Source organism: Asticcacaulis sp. AC402 (assembly GCF_000495835.1).
Classification (GTDB): domain Bacteria; phylum Pseudomonadota; class Alphaproteobacteria; order Caulobacterales; family Caulobacteraceae; genus Asticcacaulis.
Map to the genome: position 1 here is coordinate 1 of NZ_AWGC01000009.1, position 15957 is coordinate 15957.

At 59.8% G+C, this 15957-nt stretch carries 15 protein-coding genes and 1 pseudogene; 7 read left to right on the forward strand and 9 right to left on the reverse strand.

Translation table 11 applies throughout. The features are described from left to right. Nucleotides 1–154 precede the first annotated feature (154 nt). The gene (locus ABAC402_RS25070; protein ID WP_369751339.1) at nt 155–829 is read right to left on the reverse strand and encodes a winged helix-turn-helix domain-containing protein; all 675 of its coding nucleotides are present in this window, start codon (nt 827–829) and stop codon (nt 155–157) included. Here ABAC402_RS25070 and ABAC402_RS0119825 point away from each other — a divergent pair. After that, nucleotides 756–953: pseudogene (locus ABAC402_RS0119825) on the forward strand (transposase); the annotation flags it as partial. The gene ABAC402_RS25070 and the pseudogene ABAC402_RS0119825 overlap by 74 nt on opposite strands. 282 nt (nt 954–1235) lie before the next feature. Here ABAC402_RS0119825 and ABAC402_RS25075 read toward each other — a convergent pair. Continuing rightward, nucleotides 1236–2648, reverse strand: a complete 1413-nt coding sequence (locus tag ABAC402_RS25075; protein WP_023448424.1) for an MFS transporter — start codon at nt 2646–2648, stop codon at nt 1236–1238. 257 nt (nt 2649–2905) lie between these two features. Between ABAC402_RS25075 and ABAC402_RS25080 the strand changes: the two genes are divergently transcribed. Continuing rightward, entirely contained in the window at nt 2906–4024 is a 1119-nt protein-coding gene (locus ABAC402_RS25080) for a lactonase family protein (protein ID WP_023448425.1), read from the forward strand. Here the strand turns inward: ABAC402_RS25080 and ABAC402_RS25085 are convergent. From ABAC402_RS25085 to ykgO, 7 genes are all read right to left on the reverse strand, one after another. Continuing rightward, entirely contained in the window at nt 4008–6365 is a 2358-nt protein-coding gene (locus ABAC402_RS25085) for a GH36-type glycosyl hydrolase domain-containing protein (protein WP_023448426.1), read from the reverse strand. The two genes, ABAC402_RS25080 and ABAC402_RS25085, sit on opposite strands and share 17 nt — an antisense overlap. 9 nt (nt 6366–6374) lie before the next feature. Then, nucleotides 6375–7739 carry an MFS transporter gene (locus ABAC402_RS25090; RefSeq protein ID WP_023448427.1) on the reverse strand — a complete coding sequence of 455 codons (1365 nt, stop codon included), beginning with the start codon at nt 7737–7739 and terminating at the stop codon, nt 6375–6377. Between the two features lie 69 nt (nt 7740–7808). Beyond that, nucleotides 7809–8783: a hypothetical protein gene (locus ABAC402_RS25095; RefSeq protein ID WP_023448428.1), complete on the reverse strand. Its 975-nt coding sequence runs from the start codon at nt 8781–8783 to the stop codon at nt 7809–7811. After that, complete coding sequence (locus ABAC402_RS25100) at nt 8770–9153, reverse strand: hypothetical protein (RefSeq protein WP_023448429.1); 384 nt, start codon at nt 9151–9153, stop codon at nt 8770–8772. Before ABAC402_RS25100 ends, ABAC402_RS25095 begins: the two co-directional genes overlap by 14 nt. 38 nt (nt 9154–9191) lie before the next feature. Further along, the gene (locus ABAC402_RS25105; protein WP_031235227.1) at nt 9192–9464 is read right to left on the reverse strand and encodes a DUF2312 domain-containing protein; all 273 of its coding nucleotides are present in this window, start codon (nt 9462–9464) and stop codon (nt 9192–9194) included. 101 nt (nt 9465–9565) lie between these two features. Beyond that, on the reverse strand, nt 9566–10168 hold the full coding sequence (locus tag ABAC402_RS25110; protein WP_031235228.1) for an HAD family phosphatase: 603 nt from the start codon (nt 10166–10168) through the stop codon (nt 9566–9568). A gap of 85 nt (nt 10169–10253) precedes the next feature. Then, entirely contained in the window at nt 10254–10379 is a 126-nt protein-coding gene (gene ykgO, locus ABAC402_RS25115) for a type B 50S ribosomal protein L36 (RefSeq protein ID WP_006274063.1), read from the reverse strand. 232 nt (nt 10380–10611) lie between these two features. On the opposite strand from ykgO, the gene ABAC402_RS25120 reads away from it, so the two are divergent. The 5 genes from ABAC402_RS25120 (at nt 10612) to mnmD (ending at nt 15946) form a co-directional block, all read left to right on the forward strand. After that, entirely contained in the window at nt 10612–11958 is a 1347-nt protein-coding gene (locus ABAC402_RS25120; protein ID WP_023448432.1) for a lytic murein transglycosylase, read from the forward strand. Nucleotides 11959–12461: 503 nt separating this feature from the next. Continuing rightward, nucleotides 12462–13334 (forward strand): flagellar motor stator protein MotA, encoded by an 873-nt coding sequence (gene motA / locus ABAC402_RS25125; RefSeq protein WP_023448433.1) that lies wholly within the window; start codon nt 12462–12464, stop codon nt 13332–13334. Nucleotides 13335–13652: 318 nt separating this feature from the next. Next, on the forward strand, nt 13653–13835 hold the full coding sequence (locus ABAC402_RS25130) for a hypothetical protein (protein ID WP_023448434.1): 183 nt from the start codon (nt 13653–13655) through the stop codon (nt 13833–13835). 89 nt (nt 13836–13924) lie between these two features. Continuing rightward, nucleotides 13925–14203, forward strand: coding sequence for a hypothetical protein (locus tag ABAC402_RS25135; protein WP_023448435.1), 279 nt, complete (start codon nt 13925–13927; stop codon nt 14201–14203). Then, entirely contained in the window at nt 14204–15946 is a 1743-nt protein-coding gene (mnmD, locus tag ABAC402_RS25140) for a tRNA (5-methylaminomethyl-2-thiouridine)(34)-methyltransferase MnmD (protein ID WP_023448436.1), read from the forward strand. The last annotated feature ends 11 nt before the right edge of the window (nt 15947–15957 follow it).

Sequence of the window (15957 nt, forward strand, 5' to 3'; positions counted from 1 at the left end):
ACGATCAATGTCAATGCCTACACCGGAGGCGTCGCCAATTCCGGTTTGGTCAGTCAGGTCGGGGCCGATGTTGTCATCAATCTCGGTGGCGGCAATATCATAACGGTGCTGAGCGCGACCCAGGCCGATGTGCTTGCCCAAATGGTTTGGTAGGTCAATCGGAGAAGCGATAGCCGATACCCGGTTCGGTCAGGATAAAGCGCGGGCTTAAGGGATCGTCCTTCAGCTTCTCGCGCAGATGCTGGGTATGGATGCGCAGATAGTGGTTCTGCTCGGTTGAGCGCCGGCCCCAGACAGCGTTCAGAAGCTGGGCGTGGGTCAAGACCTTGCCGGAATGCTGGATCAGCGCCGTCAACAGGCGGTATTCGATCGGCGTCAGGTGGACGTCTTCGCCGTCCAGCCACACCCGTCGCGCCGAAAGGTCCAGCCGCAAACCGTTGCGCTCGAAGATCTCCAATCTGGGGCCGGCGTCGCGGGCAGCGTGACGCAGGGCCACCTTAATCCGGGCCAGCAGTTCGCGCGGCGCAAACGGCTTTGTCAGGTAATCGTCAGCGCCGCTTTCCAGCGCCTCGATCTTGTCGGCCTCCTGCTCACGTGCCGACAGGACGATGATCGGCACCTGCGACCACTCCCGCACCGCGCGGATAAAGTCCTGGCCATCCTGGTCCGGCAGGCCGAGGTCGAGCAGAACCAGGTCCGGTTGGTTAAGGGTCAGGTTCTGCACGCATTCCTTCGCTGTGGCGGCCTCCAGGACACATCGCCTCAAGACCCCGCAAGGCAAGGCCCTATGCGCTCTTCCTAAACAGACCTCAGTACCCGTGTTTGACACTATCAAAGCCGTAATGGGATTCCGACAATTCCACTTGCGCGGCCTAGAAAATGACCAGGCAGAGTGGAGCCTCGTTACAATGGCATGGAACATCAAGCGCATGTTCAGCCTCGCCCCAACCTGAAGGGTCTCCTAAGCGATTAACTAACCATACCGAAGCGCCTGGGCGGACCCGGCTGTCTCAAAAAGTCAGGTTTCGATCGAAAAAAGATTGATCATCATGAGCCAGGTCGTGACCGAGCTACCATGAGCTTTGGCTTGCGCCAAACCGATCGCACGGTCACAAATTGATTTTAACCGTGTCCGACAGGCTGCTGGGCGCAAGCGCATATGGCCGGCGTATAGATGCGCCACAGGCCTGTATAGATTCTATATAGGCTTAAGGAGGCTGGGCGTTCCTGTGAACTCAGGGCTTCTGCGCCGCTCGGGTGGACGGGTCGTCGTTACCGATGATCCCAACGGCAAGCTCGGCCTGGGCCCGGACCAACTGGGCGGGGTTCAGGTTATAAAAACCGATGATCACGGCACCCAAGGCCGCCATGGCGGCCGGTACCAGGCCGATCAGAATACGGATATGGTCCAGCAATTCGGTCGAGGCTTGGGTATTGGCGGTATAGCCCTGCACGGTGAGGGCCCACGCGATCAGGGTAATGGCTATCGTGGCGCCGATCTTGCGGGCCACCATCAGCAGGGCAAACGTCATGGCGGTGGCGCTCTTGCCCGTGCGCCAGGCATTGAAATCGGCGACGTCGGCATACATGGCCATGGTGATGGCCCAGATCGGACCAAGCGCCAGGCCGCTCAGCAACTGGCAGAACAAAATCAGGCCGATCTGGTCGTGAGGCGCCAGGTAAAGCCCGAGGCTGGAGGCCGCCGTTAAACCCAGCATGTAAGCGATCAGGCTGCGTCGATGAAGCCAGCGCGTCAGGGTCGAGGTCATCGCTGCCCCGGCCGCCAGGCCCAGGCCGAACAGCATGATGAAGCCGGTAACCAGGCCCGGATCGCCAATATAGTATTTGACGTAATAGGGTGCCACGCCGGTATGCAGGGCAAAAGCGACCATTTGAACCAGGGCCAACGCGAATAAGACCACCCACGGCCTGCAGGTGAACAAATCGCCCACATCAAGCAGCGGATTGGTGTTGGGAGGGGCTTGCGGCGTAAAGCGTTCGTGGGTGTTGAGGAAGAGATTGATAAATATCCCAGCTGCGACGACGCCGAACAGGGTCATGGCGAACTGCCAGCCCAGGGCCTCCTCGCCGGGACCGGTAAAGCCGACCAGTTTCGGCGTTAGCCAGGTCAGAAAGACCATGGCCAGGAAGCCGCCGCCGAAGCGGGCGCTCATCAGGTATTCGCGCTGGCCGGAATCCGGCGTCAGAGCGCCGGAGATCGCGTTGTAGGGGACCATGATGGCGGTATAGATCAGGTTCAGCAGGCAGAAGCTGATATAGACGGCGGGCAGACGGCCGGCTTCGAAGAAGCTAGCGGTTGAAAAGGCCAGTACGCCGGCCGCCGCCAGTGGCAGGGAAAGCCAAAGGAAGTAAGGTCTGTAACGGCCGAATGTGGTATGGGTGCGATCGGCGATGGCGGCGAAGATGGGCTCGGCGACGGCACTGCTGACGCGCATGCAGACCAGAAGACCGCCAACGGCTACGGCGCTCAGGCCTACCACATCGGTGAGGTACAGCATTAAAAACGCTGTCAGCGGCGCCCAGTACAGATTAAAACCGATGTCGCCCAGGCTGTAGCTGACGGTTTCGACTGTGCCGACCCTTTGATAGGCCGCAAGACCAGCCCTGGATGTTGCAACTGTCGCCATTTGGGTTCGCCACTCCGAAACCGGACTATGGGGCAATAGTGTGAGGAAACCGTAAAACGCGCGTCATTTTACATCTGTTATGACCGTATAACGTCTTAAAATTCATAAGTTTACGGGTACTCGATCTTGCAGTGGCGACTCAATCTATTGAGGTGACGTTTGTAGTACGTCGTGGCGGGTTGGATATAGAAAGAAATTGCTGGCCCGGAGGCGGTAAGGTAGCTACCACTACGGCAAAATGTTTTGCGGGAGCCGTCATGTCCAATTCCTTTTCCATCTTCAGCCGCCGGGCATTTTTGGCCAGCACCGCGGCCATGGCCGCCACCTCGGCCTGCGCGAAAAGCGAAGACCTGAGGCTGTTTGTCGGCACCTATAATGGCGACGATGCCAAGGGCCTTTATCCGCTGAATTATAGTACGGCGACCGACACTTGGAGCGTTGGTCAGCCCGTGCCTCAGGTGGAAAACCTGTCGTTTGGCGCCTATAGCCCGAAATTCAAACGGCATTACCTCCTCAATGAAAGCGATAATGGCCGTGTCGCAGCCTGGACCTCCGCCAACGGCAAGTGGACCCGGACCAGCGACCAGTCGAGCGAAGGATCTTCACCCTGTTACGCCGCCCTGTCCAGGGACGAGCGCGCTTTGGCGATTGCCAATTACGGCGGTGGTAATATCGTGGTCTACCCCTTGAGCGACGCTGGTGAGTTGCTGGCTTCTGCCGCCAACCGCAAAAATAGCGGATCCGGCCCGAACAAAGACCGCCAGGGTGGTCCGCACGCCCACTGGGTCCAGTTCTCGCCGGACCAAAAGCACATCTACAGCGTCGATCTCGGGACCGATCAGGTTCTGGCCTATGGCTACGATGCCGCCCGGCGCACGGTCGCAGAGGCCGTCACTGCCTTTCAGGCGCCGCCGGGATCGGGGCCTCGCCACCTGGCCTTCCATCCGGCGGGGGAGGTTGCCTTCCTGGTGACGGAACTCAGCAACCAGTTGATCAGCCTGAAGAAAAATGCCGACGGAAGCCTCACGCAGATACAGACTGCGTCACTGCTGCCGGCCGATTTTGCCGGCAAGAGCCAGGCGGCCCATATTGCCGTCAATGCTGCCGGCACGCGGGTCTATGCTTCCAACCGCGGCCACCATAGCATTGCTGTGTTCGAAACCGATGCCCTTGGCGGGTTGAAACTGCTACAGATCGCCCCGACCCTGGGTGATTGGCCGCGCTTCTTTGCTCTCTATGAGGACCACAAGCGTGTCGCCGTAGCGCACCAGCGCAGCAACGATATCGTCATCTTCACGCTCAATGATGACGGTACCTTGACACCGAAAAACCAGAAGGTCGAGGTGCCGCGTCCTGTCTTTATCGGGGCGGTGTAACCACTTCAACGTAATAGGTTTTCCCGGACTCGAAGCCCCGGATCAAATTGCCGTCAACGGTTGCTCCCGAGCAGATGACGGTTGTCGTCGTAACCGCAGCGTCGCTGCGGATGGCAAGGTCGAAAATTGCACCGCGGAAGCGCCGGGTGACGCGCGCCGTCGGCCATTGCGATGGCAGTTGCGGTGAAATGCGCAGGCCGTCACGGCAACCCTTCAGCCCGAAAAGGCCCTCGATGACGCTGCGATAGATCCACGAAACTGTGCCGGTGTTGAACAGGTGCGACGACCGACCCGCCGCCTCAGGAAACTGGCGCTGCGCGCCGCGATAATAGTTGGGCACGAAGACTGGCATCTGGCCGCGACGAAGGTAGTCGGCGTCATCCGGTCCGACCAGCATCCGGCGCAACAGTTCGAAGGCCTTGTCGCTCTCGCCGACCTGATAGAGGCTGTAGATGTAGAAGGCGGCGGCGTGGTTATAGACCGAGCCGTTTTCGGCGACGCCCGGGTGCTTTTGGGTCAGTCGGCCGACGTCCTCACGCATATGCGTATAGGCGGGCGCCAGCATTTCGACGCCAAAAAGCGTCTCAAGTTCCGCTTCTATAGCTCTGATCATTATAGGCTTTTTAGTATCGTCTGCAACCCCGCCCATAAGGGCAAAACTTTGCGGGTTGAGGTATATCCGGCCTTCATCATCGGCCTTGACTCCGAACAGGACGCCGTCGTCGGTGATGCCCCGGCCATACCAGTCGCCGTCCCAAAGATGACTATTGGCTGCGTCGCGGAACCTGGCGCCGGCAGAAGCGAACTGCGTGATATCGCGGCCATCGTTGGCCAGGATCTGCGCCCACAGGTTCAGGCCATAGGCGGTGGCGATGGTGAGCCAGCCTGATACGCCCTTGCCCTTCCAGCCAACCATGTTCATCGGGTCGTTCCAGTCGCCCTGCTCGATGAAGCTGAGGCCGCGATAGTCGACCTTTTCAATCAACCATTGCATGGCCCTCGAAACACGGTCCCGTACGGTTAGTGGCCTCCGGGTTTCCTGGTCCGTCACCATGACGTCGAGAACGTCGTAATCGCCGGTTTCATCGAGATAGGCCTCCAGCAGCATAGGCAGCCAGACGCAGTGATCGGTGTGCGGAACCTGGTTGATATATTTCAACTCGGCACCATCATACAGGGTGATGCCGTCAGGCATGGAACCGTTGCCATGCTGTTGCGACAAGGCTTTGAGCAAGGTGGCGCGCACAGTCTGTGGGCGGATATAGACGTTGCCCATAGCGTCCTGCAGGAAGTTGCGCGTTTGCGGATCGGTGGTCAGTCGGTTGGTGTCGCCGTGGTAGTGGACCTGACGCGGCAGCCAGCAATTGATGAAGGTGGCGAGGTGCTCTTCATCAAAATCAATATTGAGCGATCCCGCACCGTGGGCCATATAGGCGGTATACTCCCTGCGGGCGCGTCCGAAGCCAGCGGGGGACAACCAGGCGTCTTTGGCCCGCTGGATCTCGGCGTGGTCGAAGGCCGGGCCGAACAGGAAACGATGCGTCACCGTTTCACCAGCCGCCAGGTCGTGGTCAAATTGCAGCGCTGCGATCGGATTTTCGTACAGGGCCGTGCCGCCCAAAAGGCGCTCAGCCACCACGGCGTCAGGGTGGTGCAGTCCGCCTTCGCCTTCGAACGGGCGCTGACAGGTCTCAAACGCCACAGGTACCGTTTCGGACAGAAGAAACACTTTGTCCTTCAGCTCCTTGTTCTTGAAATAGTCGGCGACCTTTTGGTAGGGCGTGACCGAACTGGCTACGATGCCGTTAAGGGTGGCGTCGAACCGCGCCGCCTGATTCATCCAGCTCATGAGGCCGAGAGGAAAGACCGGGTAAAGGCTGAGGCGACGCGATGCGGCACCGGTGTTACTCAGGCGCAGCTCCCACAGTTCGACAGCTTCGTCGACCGGCAAGACCAGATCGAGTTCGAGCCGCAAGCCCCCCTGTTCTAGCACCCAGCCAATGGTTTCTGGCCGGACGTTGAAAGCGAACCTGTCCCAGGACGCGCGAACCGGCTCATAGGGCGCGGAGCGCAGGTCGCCGCTGTCGCGGTCTTTAAGGTAGAAGAAGCGGCCGGGATGGTGGGCATAGGTGCCTTGCTCCGGCAGCATGAAGTGCTTCTGTTCCAGAACCTGGGCGCGTGCGTATTTCGACGGCTCCGGCTGCATGAACTGGGCGGTAGCGTAACCGCGAGCGTTCATATGGATCATCATCCGCTTGTTCCACAGGTAACCTGCGGCCAGGGGGAGGGCGGTCGGGCTGTTCAAACGGCACAGCCGGGCCTCGAAATCGATCAGGGGCATGGGGAGGCTTCAGATCCTGGACCTGCGCGCGTCCAGGTCGGCCTGGATGGTTTTCAGCCTGGAATCGTCGAGATTATAGAGGAGGAGGATCAGGACCGACAAGAAGGCTACGATGCCGGGCACGATGCTCATCAGCAGGACAATGCCCTCCTGCGACGCGCCTGTCTGGGCCTGTTTGGCGACGTAACCCATGGAGGTCAGTACCCAGCCAATAACGGCCGAGGCCAGGGCTCCGCCCGTCTTTTGCGAGAAGGTGGCGGCGGCAAAGGTCATGGCGGTGGCCCGTCGGCCTGTCCTGTGTTCGTTGTAGTCGGCCGCGTCGGCATACATGGAAAAGGTCAAGGGTGATTTCGGTCCCAGGCACAGTCCTATAGCCGCCTGGAGTACGTACATCAGAGCCATATTGTCTCTTGGTATCAGGTAGAAGGCGCAGGACAACAGGCCAACCAGCGTCATCAGGATGATCAGCAATCGTTTCTTGTCGACAAAGCGCGTCAGGACCGGAGTGATCAGCGAACCGACTGCCAGGGCAACGCCATAGACGGTCAGGAACATGCCGGCATCGCTATCGTCGCCACCGGCAAAGTATTTGATGTAATAGATGCTGGCTCCGGCGCGAGTGCTGATTGTCACCATGATGACCAGGGCCAAAGCAAACAAGATTACCCAGGGACGGTTCTGCATCAGATCGCCGATATCCTTCAGCGGGCTGGCCTGGGCTTCCGAACCCGGCTGGACGCGCTCACGCGTCACCAAGGCCAGGATCGCGAACAGGAAACAGGCCAGCAGACCGTACAGCGCCATGGTTGCCGGCCAGCCGTCTATGGTTCCCAACTTGTCGAACCATCCCACAAATTTGAGCGTGAAGTAGTTGACGAAAGTGGTGCCAAGGAAGCCGCCCACGAAGCGAAAACTGTTGATCTGGGTGCGGATTTGCGGATCGTTGGTAAGCACGCCGGACAAGGCGCCATAGGGAATGTTGGCGACCGAATAGAGGGCGCCCATGGTGCCGAAGGTCAGGGCGGCATAGACCAACTTGCCGTTCAGCGATAGATCGGGGGTGACGAAGGTGATGACGCCGAAAATGGCCAGTGGAAGGCTGCCCCATAACAGCCACGGACGAAACCGCCCCCATTTCGACCTGGTCCGGTCGGCCACAGCGCCCATAATCGGATCAACGCAGGCGTCGATCAGCTTGACGACGAGTAACATGGTCCCCGCAGTAGCCGGATCCAGGCCGACGCTGTCCGTATAGAAGTACAGCAGAAAGGTCGAGATGGTCGCCCAATAAAGGTTGAAGCCGAAGTCTCCGAACCCGTAAGTAATGCGCTCCAGCCATGAGGGCTTGCCGCCGCGCTGCGTCGTTTCTGTCATCTTCCCAACCGTTTTTGTTTTATCGTTGAGAACGGTGTTAGCAGCCGAACGCCGTTTTGACCAGGGTTGTCACCTCAAAAAGCGCGCGCTTTTGCTGCGGCAGGTAAGGAGTTCGCGGTCACCATTTTGCTGTGAAGGCTCGATTTCCGAAGCTTCATGCCATTCGTTGAACGACACGATCAGGATCCAGTCGGGATCGGCGGCGATGGCGGCGTCCCACAGGGCGCGGAACAGCCTGCCCCGGTCCCGGTCGATGACCGGTCGCGGTTTTGGCCGGTCCGGCACCAGGCGATCGTCATATCCAGGCATGAGCGTGGCGGTCTTGACGCGCAAGGCCTTCTGGTAGCCTACCCAGCCGCTGTAGAACTGACGGCGCCACAACCAGGAGATGTCGCGCTTTTGGTTGAGATAGAAGGCCATGTCGTAGATATGGACGCCGTCGAAATAAGGCGCGCGTTCTGCGATCTGGTTGCGACCGTTACCAGTAGCGATAAACGCCAAAGCGCCCTTGGCATTTTGTTCGATCAAGGCCTTGGCTTGCTTCCAGCCCTCAAGGCCAAGAGTTTGCAGGACTCGATCATAGAGGAAGACGACGGGCCGGCCATCCAGTGTCAACCATTGCCGGTGACCGGCGTGGGTTCGGTGAAGGTACAGAACCTGTTCGGCCAGGGCCTGCGGTGTCGCGGCGTTCTCGACATAGGCGCAGACCTTCAGACCGGCCTTGCCAGCGGCGCGGAGCAGCTTCGGCAACTGTTGATCTGTGGCATCGTTCGGCCCCCACCACGAGGCAATGAAGCCGCTAATGCCGTTGGCTTTCGCCTGGTCGACATGGCGGGTGATGACGGCGTCATCCTGGCTGTCGTAAGGCCCACGGATGGGCATGTTGGGCGAGCCGGGATTTTGCCAGTGCGCCTGCGCGTCCTTTGTGCGGTACCAGCCGTAATAGAAGGCCAGGACCTCTTTCTTCGGTCGCGTAGCCGCCAGGACGCGCAGAGGCGCCAGAACCAGAGCCGACAGTGCCGTAAGCAGACTACGCCTCAGCATCAGGTTTAACCATTCGTGCCTTCTTGCGGATTTCCTTGAGTTTTAAGCCCTGGCGCACAGACAGGGTGCCATTCATCGCACCCTTGTCAGGATCGGCAAACGCGCGGCCATAGGTCTTGATGCGCAAGGCGACATCCTCGATGAACTCGCTTTCCCAGGGCGACAATTCGACGCCGGACTGGGCGGCGTCGTGGCGGGCTTTTTTCAGGGCGCGCAGAGTCGCGCTTTGCAGGGATTTTTGCTGAGCCTTGCGTTGTCCGGAGGGCGAGGGCGGGGCGGCTTTCATACCGCTGCCAGGTCTCATGGCCGTCTTGGTTTGCAGCGATTTGGCGCGCTTGAGCGGCTTTCCGGGTTTGGAGGTGAAGGCCATGACCAAGATTTGAGCGCGGTCATGGCCTGCGTCAAGCCTTACATGCCTATGGCCGACATGTAGAGGTCGAGCAGGGCGTCCTCTTCGTCACGCTTGATCTTGTCCTTCTTGCGGATCGACACGACCTTACGCAGGATCTTAACGTCGAAGCCTTCACCCTTGGCTTCGGCATAAACTTCCTTGATGTCGTTCGCGATTACGGCCTTGTCTTCCTCCAGACGCTCGATGCGCTCGATGATGGTGCGCAGGCGGGTCTGGGCGGCGCCAGTGATAACGTCATTGGAGGTGATGGAAGCGGCGTCGTCGGCCATGGCGATAATCCCGAAACTGAAAAAGTTGGACTGAACCATAGCCAAGGTGATTCGCCACCTCAACGCCCAGTTTGCAGATGACGCGGATCGCCTGTGGATAGTTACAAAACGCCCGCCGCAGCCAAGGCCGGACGCAGGGTTTTCGGATCGTCGAACAGATGGGTGACAAAGCCTATGGACTTCGCAACATCAATATTGGCAGCATTGTCGTCCGTGAAGAATATCTCCTCAGGCGGCAGGCCTAAGCGACGCAGCGTAATGTCGTAGATGGCGGGATCGGGCTTGATCACCTTTTCGACGCCCGAGACGATGATGTCGCGGAAATAGCCGAACACCGGGCTTTTCGAGAAAACCATGGCGGACTTCTCGGCAGGCATGTTTGTCAGGGCGTACAGGGGCACGCTGTTTTTGTGCAATTCTTCGATGATGGCGACGGTTTCAGCGACCAGCTCGCCGAGCATCTCTTCGAAACGCTCGTCAAACGCCAGGATTTCCGCCTTATAAGACGGATAGGTCAGCAGTCGTTCCTTGCGGTTCTCGGCGAAGGTCACGCCTGCGTCATGGGCTGCGTGCCATGACATCGGCACGACGGTCTCCAGTACGAAGGCGCGTCGTACCGGATCGGCAATCATCGCGTTGTACAGATTGGCGGCATGCCAGGTAATGATGACATTGCCGACATCAAACAGAACGGCCTTAACCATAAATATCATCCTGACATGAAAAAACGCTTGAAATCCATAGACTTCAAGCGTTTTTTTGAACTAACGTAACTGGGCGCCGGAAAGATTAGCCCTGCTTGGCCTTGAAGCGCGGATCGGTCTTGTTGATAACATAGACGACGCCTTTGCGGCGCACGATCTTGCAGTCGCGATGGCGACCCTTGAGCGACTTGAGCGAGCTGCGGACTTTCATGGTTCTACCCGAAAATGACTGTGTTATGTCAACCTGGCGCGACGCGCTTTGCGATGACCGGCATGACAAGAGCGGTGGCTTCTAGGTGAGCGCCTCAATTTTGTCAACGCGATAAAGCAGCCCTGAACCACAATTTGGTGCACTGCCCGTTATTTTCGTTGCAGGTGTGGCCTTTAATGCCTTGGAAATCGACTCACAATCGGGGTAGATTGTCGCAAAGTCAGGAGCCCACATGCGCCTTCGTTATCTCAGCCTGTTCGCCCTGTTGAGCGCCTGCGCTACCAGCACACAGCCGCCTGCGCCCATGCCAGAGGTTCCGGTGGCGCCCCCCGTTGCGTCGGGTGAGCCGGCACCGGCCTCTTCCGGTTCCGCCTCTTCGGCGCCTGCCGCAGCTCAGCCCGCCCCGGCGCCGGTGCCGGCCATTTCCTACGCCAATTTCGACCAGTGGAAGCAGAACTTCATCAGCAAAGCCGCTTCGCGCGGCTTCGATCCCATGTTTACCAGTCAGGTGCTGGAGGGCGTTAAGCCGCTGACCAATGTTCTGTCGTCGGATAACCAGCAGCCCGAATTTTCCAAGCCGGCCAGTTCCTACATGCGCCAGTCGGTCAGCCCGCCGCGCGCCGCGGCTGCCCGCAGCAAACTCGACGCCAATACCCATGTGCCCGTCATCGTCACGACCTTTGGTGTGCCTGCGCATCTTCTGGGCGGAATCTGGACCATGGAAAGCGATCTTGGCCGCGTCCAGGGCAATATAGATGTCATCTCGGCCCTGGCGACCCTGGCCTATGACGGCCGCCGCCGGGTGTGGGCTGAAGACGAGTTGATCGCTTGCCTGACCATTCTGCGCGACCACAAGATCGGACGCGAGACCTTGAAGGGGTCGTGGGCCGGGGCGATGGGGCAGACCCAGTTCCTGCCGGATAACTATCTTCGCCTCGGTACCGACGGCGACAAGGACGGCATTGTCGACATCTGGAAGTCCGATTCCGATGCCTTGGCGTCATCGGCCAACCTCCTGGCCAAGGCGGGATGGAAGACTGACCAGGATTGGGCTGTCGAGGTGATCCTTCCGTCCGGGTTTGACTACTATCTCAGCGAAACCGCCAGGAAGACACCGGCCGAGTGGGCGGCGATCGGCGTCAAGCGGGCTGATGGTGGCTACTGGCGGCCGTCTGAGCAGGCCGAGCAGACCACCTTGCTGCTGCCATCGGGCGCGAGGGGGCCGGCCTTCCTGGCCCTGCCGAACCACTATGTCATACGCAAATACAACAACTCGACCAGCTATGCCCTGGCGGTAGGCCTGATCGCTGATCTGATCGCCGGCAAGCCGGCTTTGAAAACGTCGTGGCCGGTAGAGCCGCCCCTGAGCCTCAGCCAGCGCAAGACGTCGCAGGCGGCTTTGACTGCGGCTGGCTACGACGTCGGGACGATCGATGGAGTCATCGGCGTCAAGACCCGCCAGGCGATAAGGGAGTGGCAAAAAGCGCGGGGCGAGGTGGCGGACGGCTATCTCAGCTTCGACCTGGCCAACCGATTCGTGGTCATGCAGGGCGGGACTCCAGCTTCGCCGCCGTCTTAGAGCGGGATGAGTTCTGATAGAATCAAAACCCCGCTCTAAGTTTCTGTTTTGTCGCGCAATTTATCCGAAAAGTGCTGCACACTTTGTCGGATTACGCTCTGGAAAACACTTAAACACGAACGCTACGAACTTTTTGGCGTGAGCTTAATACCAGCCCGCGATGACCTTGACTCATCGCGGACTGGCAAGCGCGCCAAAGAACGTTCTTGGGCGCCCGAGCTTATGCGAGGAGCCATGGGGGGCGCCTAGTCCGGCGCTTGAGCTGAAAACATGCGAATACCAAGCGTCATTCTTTATGAGGCTTGGTATAAGCTGCTCGCGAGGCGGCTCTGACTTATGTTTTCGCTCCCTTTACAAAGCGGCTTCGCGGCGGTTCGTGATTTTCGTGATTAAATCCTCCTTTCTGAAGCTGGTAAAAATTCACGGTTAAAATTCGCCATCAGGAAACCGGGCCTTAATGATTAACCGAGATAGTGGGCGAAAGATTCGCGCGTGGGCCCTCAATGTTTCAGATTATCGGTATCGTCCTCCTCTTCGGCATGGTGTTTGGCAGCTACATGCTGGCCGGCGGCAACTTCGCGCCCATCATCGAAGCTGCGCCCCATGAGTTTATGGCCATCGGTGGCTCCGCTGTTGCCGCCAGTCTGATCAGCAATTCGCTGACGACCCTAAAGGGCATGGGTGGCGGCATGGGCAAGGTTTTTGGCGGCCCCAAATGGAAAGCGTCAGACTACCGCGACCTGTTGTCGCTGCTGTTTCTGCTAACCAAGACGATGAAGTCCAAGGGCGTCATTGCACTTGAGAGTCACATCGAAAAGCCTCATGATTCCAGTATCTTCAAGCGATTTCCCAAGATTGTAAAAGATCACTTCGCCGTCGACTTCATTTGCGACACTCTGCGCATGATGACCATGAACCTGGAAGACCCCCACCAGGTCGAAGACGCCATGGAAAAGCAGCTCGAAAAGCACCACCATGAAGCCCTGCATCCCGCCCACGCCCTGCAAAACATGGCCGACGCCCTGCCGGCGCTTGGCATCGTTGCCGCCGTTCTGGGGGTTATCAAGACCATGGGCTCTATTACCGAACCGCCGGAGGTGCTGGGCGCCATGATCGGCGGCGCGCTGGTCGGTACCTTTATGGGCGTGTTCCTGGCCTATGGCCTGGTCGGTCCATTCGCCACGCGCATGTCCGGCGTGATCGAAGAAGAGAGCGCATTCTACAAGATCATCCAGTCGGTCCTCGTTGCCCACCTGCATGGCAATGCCGCCCAGATATCTGTCGAAATCGGCCGTGGTTCGATCCCCAGTCCGTCACAGCCCTCCTTCCTCGAAATGGAAGAGGCACTCAACAATATCCCGGCCGAAGCGGCCTGACCGATCGGTTAACCGTTATTGGCGCTGCCACGATGTGCCATCAGTTCCAGCGAAAACCAGGGAATCACCCTCTGTTTGCGTTGATCTCCCGGCGGGGCGCCCCGCGCCGGACTGGATTTCACCTCCGGACGGAGGCTTTTTGGGCTGTGTATAGCCGCGAATTCATCCTTTCTGTTGAAAAAGCCGGTCACAATCGCATCTGCGATCACAGTTTTGTGAAATAGCTCTTGCGAGACTCAGACGTTTTGAGTATGACTTGGTTCGTGGGCGTAGGCTTAAAGGTCCTGACGCTCTAACGTTAGAATCAAGGATCTGATCATGACCTCCAAAATCGTTCGCGTCGCCCTGATCGCCGCTGTTGCTGCTGCTTCGCTGTCCGTTGCTGCTTGCCAACCGAAGGCCACTGAAGCAACCGACGCTGCTTCGGACGCCGCTTCGGCCGTTGTTGAATCGGTTGAAGCTTCGGCCGAAGTCGTTGCTTCGGACGCCGCTTCGTCCTAATCCATTCGCCTCCGGGCAATGTATAGAGAGGGGCCGTACCTTTGGGTGCGGCCCTTTTTCTTTGCCCTCTTTTGATGTAGAGATGAGCCATGCGCTTTCTTCTGATCCCCGCTCTGACCATGGCCGTGCTGGGGCTCGCCGCCTGTGGCGACAAGCCTGCCGACAGCCATGAGGCTGCTGAAACCGAAGCTCCCGCCGATATGCCGATGGATGCGGCCAATGCTGACGCCGCCGCGGCCTTGGAAGCCGCTGTCGCGGCTGAGCCTGTCGCGGTCGCAGCGGGCGCACAGTCAGCATCCTCTTCGGCTGCAGCGTCCGCATCCGCCCCCGCGGCACCGGACAGCAAACCCGCCGCCGACCACCACTAGGTGACCGAAGCGGATTTCTATTTCACGGACGACGGCACGCCGCGGTCGGAGCGTTTCGGCGACATCTACTATTCTCCTCAGGACGGCCTCGCCGAGAGCCGAACAGTGTTTCTCGAGGGCTGCCATTTGCGCCAGAGCTGGGCCGGCCCCCGGGCTGAGGGCCGTGACTTCACAGTATTGGAATTGGGCTTCGGCACCGGGCTGAATATTGCCGCTGCCGTGCAGTTGTGGATCCGCAGCGGATGTCCTGGCAATCTGCATGTATTTACCGTTGAAGCGTTCGTGATCGCGCGTGATCAGGCGGCGACCGCGCTCGCAAACTGGCCTGAACTGGCGGAGTTTGCGCAAGCATTGACCGCTCAATGGCCCGCCAACCGGCGCGGTTTCCATCACATGGATTTTCCGCAGTGGCGGGTGAGCGTCACGGTCGCCCTGATGGAGGTCGAGGCGGCGCTGGATGCCTGGGAAGGGCAGGCGGACGCCGTCTTCCTCGACGGGTTTTCCCCCGCTGTGAATCCCGATATGTGGTCGCCGGCGGTTTTCGCCCGCATCGCAGCCCATACCCGGCCTGGCGCCCGACTGGCGACCTTCACGGTTGCCGGACATGTCCGTCGCGGTTTGCAGGCGGCCGGTTTCACGGTCGCCAAATGCCCGGGGTACGGGCGCAAGCGCGAGCGGCTGGAAGCCGTATTCATCGGTGAATGCCAATCGCCGTCGCCACGGCCGCGACGTATCGCCATTGCCGGCGCCGGCATAGCCGGAGCCTGTCTGGCATGGCAGGCTGGCCTGTTCGGCGTAGAGGCCGACATTTTTGATCCAGCGCCCGGCAGTGGGGCTTCGGGCAATCCCGCCGCTCTGGTGACGCCACGTCTCGATGCCGGCGACAATCCTATTTCGGCCCTGTTCGCCGACGCTTTCGCCTATGCGGTCGGCTTTTATGGCCGGCTAGCCCCGCAAGCCGTGATAGGAAGAGGGGTTTGGCAGTGCGCCCTGGATGACCGTGAGCAGGCGCGCTTTGGACGGATTTCACAGCAGGCCGGATTCGCTGCAGGCGACCTGGTGCCGTTTGGTGCCGGGGAACTGCCGGACGCGCCGGACCTCGGCGGTCTGCAAATCACGCCGGCGCTGTACGTGTCACCGGCGGAGCTTCTGGGCGTCCTGATGGCGGGGAGGCCGATTGTCCGGACACCCTTGCCGGACGATCTCAGCGGTTATGACGCTGTCGTCCTGGCTTGCGGTGACGGCATTCTTGATCGTCCAGACGTGGCTTTACCGCTGCAACCGGTGCGCGGGCAGATCGAAAGTGCCGCTGAGGACATGGACCGGGCGATGGCCTGGGGCGGTTATGCGGTGCCCCAGGCGGCAGGGATGCTGTTTGGGGCTACGCACGACCGCGGCGATCGTGGCACCGATGTACGCCGGGCGTCATCTGAAGCTAATCTCGCCAACCTGGCCAGGCTTCTGCCGGATCGTGCCGCGGCATTGCGTGATGTTGAGCTTGTTTCGCGCGCATCCGTGCGCGTGACCTCGCGCGACCACTTGCCAGTCCTGGGCCCGGTCGTGGACCCAAGACTGGGCGAAGTCACGCCGGCGATCCATGTTCTGACGGGCCTGGGCTCGCGCGGGTTTTGCCTGGCGCCGTTGCTGGCCAAGGCGGTTCTGGCGAACCTGACCGGTCTGGCGCCGCCCCTGACGGCCGCGGCGGCAAGGTTACTGCGCCCCGGTCGCTTTGTCGGGCCGTGACAACCGTTGAA

Bases quoted from the DNA above. Each gene is read 5' to 3' on its own strand.
- ABAC402_RS25135 (WP_023448435.1), top strand. From the start codon at position 13,925: ATGCGCTTTCTTCTGATCCCCGCTCTGACCATGGCCGTGCTGGGGCTC.
- ABAC402_RS25075 (WP_023448424.1), bottom strand. From the start codon at position 2,648: ATGGCGACAGTTGCAACATCCAGGGCTGGTCTTGCGGCCTATCAAAGG.
- ABAC402_RS25100 (WP_023448429.1), bottom strand. From the start codon at position 9,153: ATGGCCTTCACCTCCAAACCCGGAAAGCCGCTCAAGCGCGCCAAATCG.
- ABAC402_RS25080 (WP_023448425.1), top strand. From the start codon at position 2,906: ATGTCCAATTCCTTTTCCATCTTCAGCCGCCGGGCATTTTTGGCCAGC.
- ABAC402_RS25090 (WP_023448427.1), bottom strand. From the start codon at position 7,739: ATGACAGAAACGACGCAGCGCGGCGGCAAGCCCTCATGGCTGGAGCGC.
- motA (WP_023448433.1), top strand. From the start codon at position 12,462: ATGTTTCAGATTATCGGTATCGTCCTCCTCTTCGGCATGGTGTTTGGC.
- ykgO (WP_006274063.1), bottom strand. From the start codon at position 10,379: ATGAAAGTCCGCAGCTCGCTCAAGTCGCTCAAGGGTCGCCATCGCGAC.
- ABAC402_RS25130 (WP_023448434.1), top strand. From the start codon at position 13,653: ATGACCTCCAAAATCGTTCGCGTCGCCCTGATCGCCGCTGTTGCTGCT.
- ABAC402_RS25085 (WP_023448426.1), bottom strand. From the start codon at position 6,365: ATGCCCCTGATCGATTTCGAGGCCCGGCTGTGCCGTTTGAACAGCCCG.
- ABAC402_RS25095 (WP_023448428.1), bottom strand. From the start codon at position 8,783: ATGCTGAGGCGTAGTCTGCTTACGGCACTGTCGGCTCTGGTTCTGGCG.
- ABAC402_RS25110 (WP_031235228.1), bottom strand. From the start codon at position 10,168: ATGGTTAAGGCCGTTCTGTTTGATGTCGGCAATGTCATCATTACCTGG.
- ABAC402_RS25105 (WP_031235227.1), bottom strand. From the start codon at position 9,464: ATGGCCGACGACGCCGCTTCCATCACCTCCAATGACGTTATCACTGGC.
- ABAC402_RS25120 (WP_023448432.1), top strand. From the start codon at position 10,612: ATGCGCCTTCGTTATCTCAGCCTGTTCGCCCTGTTGAGCGCCTGCGCT.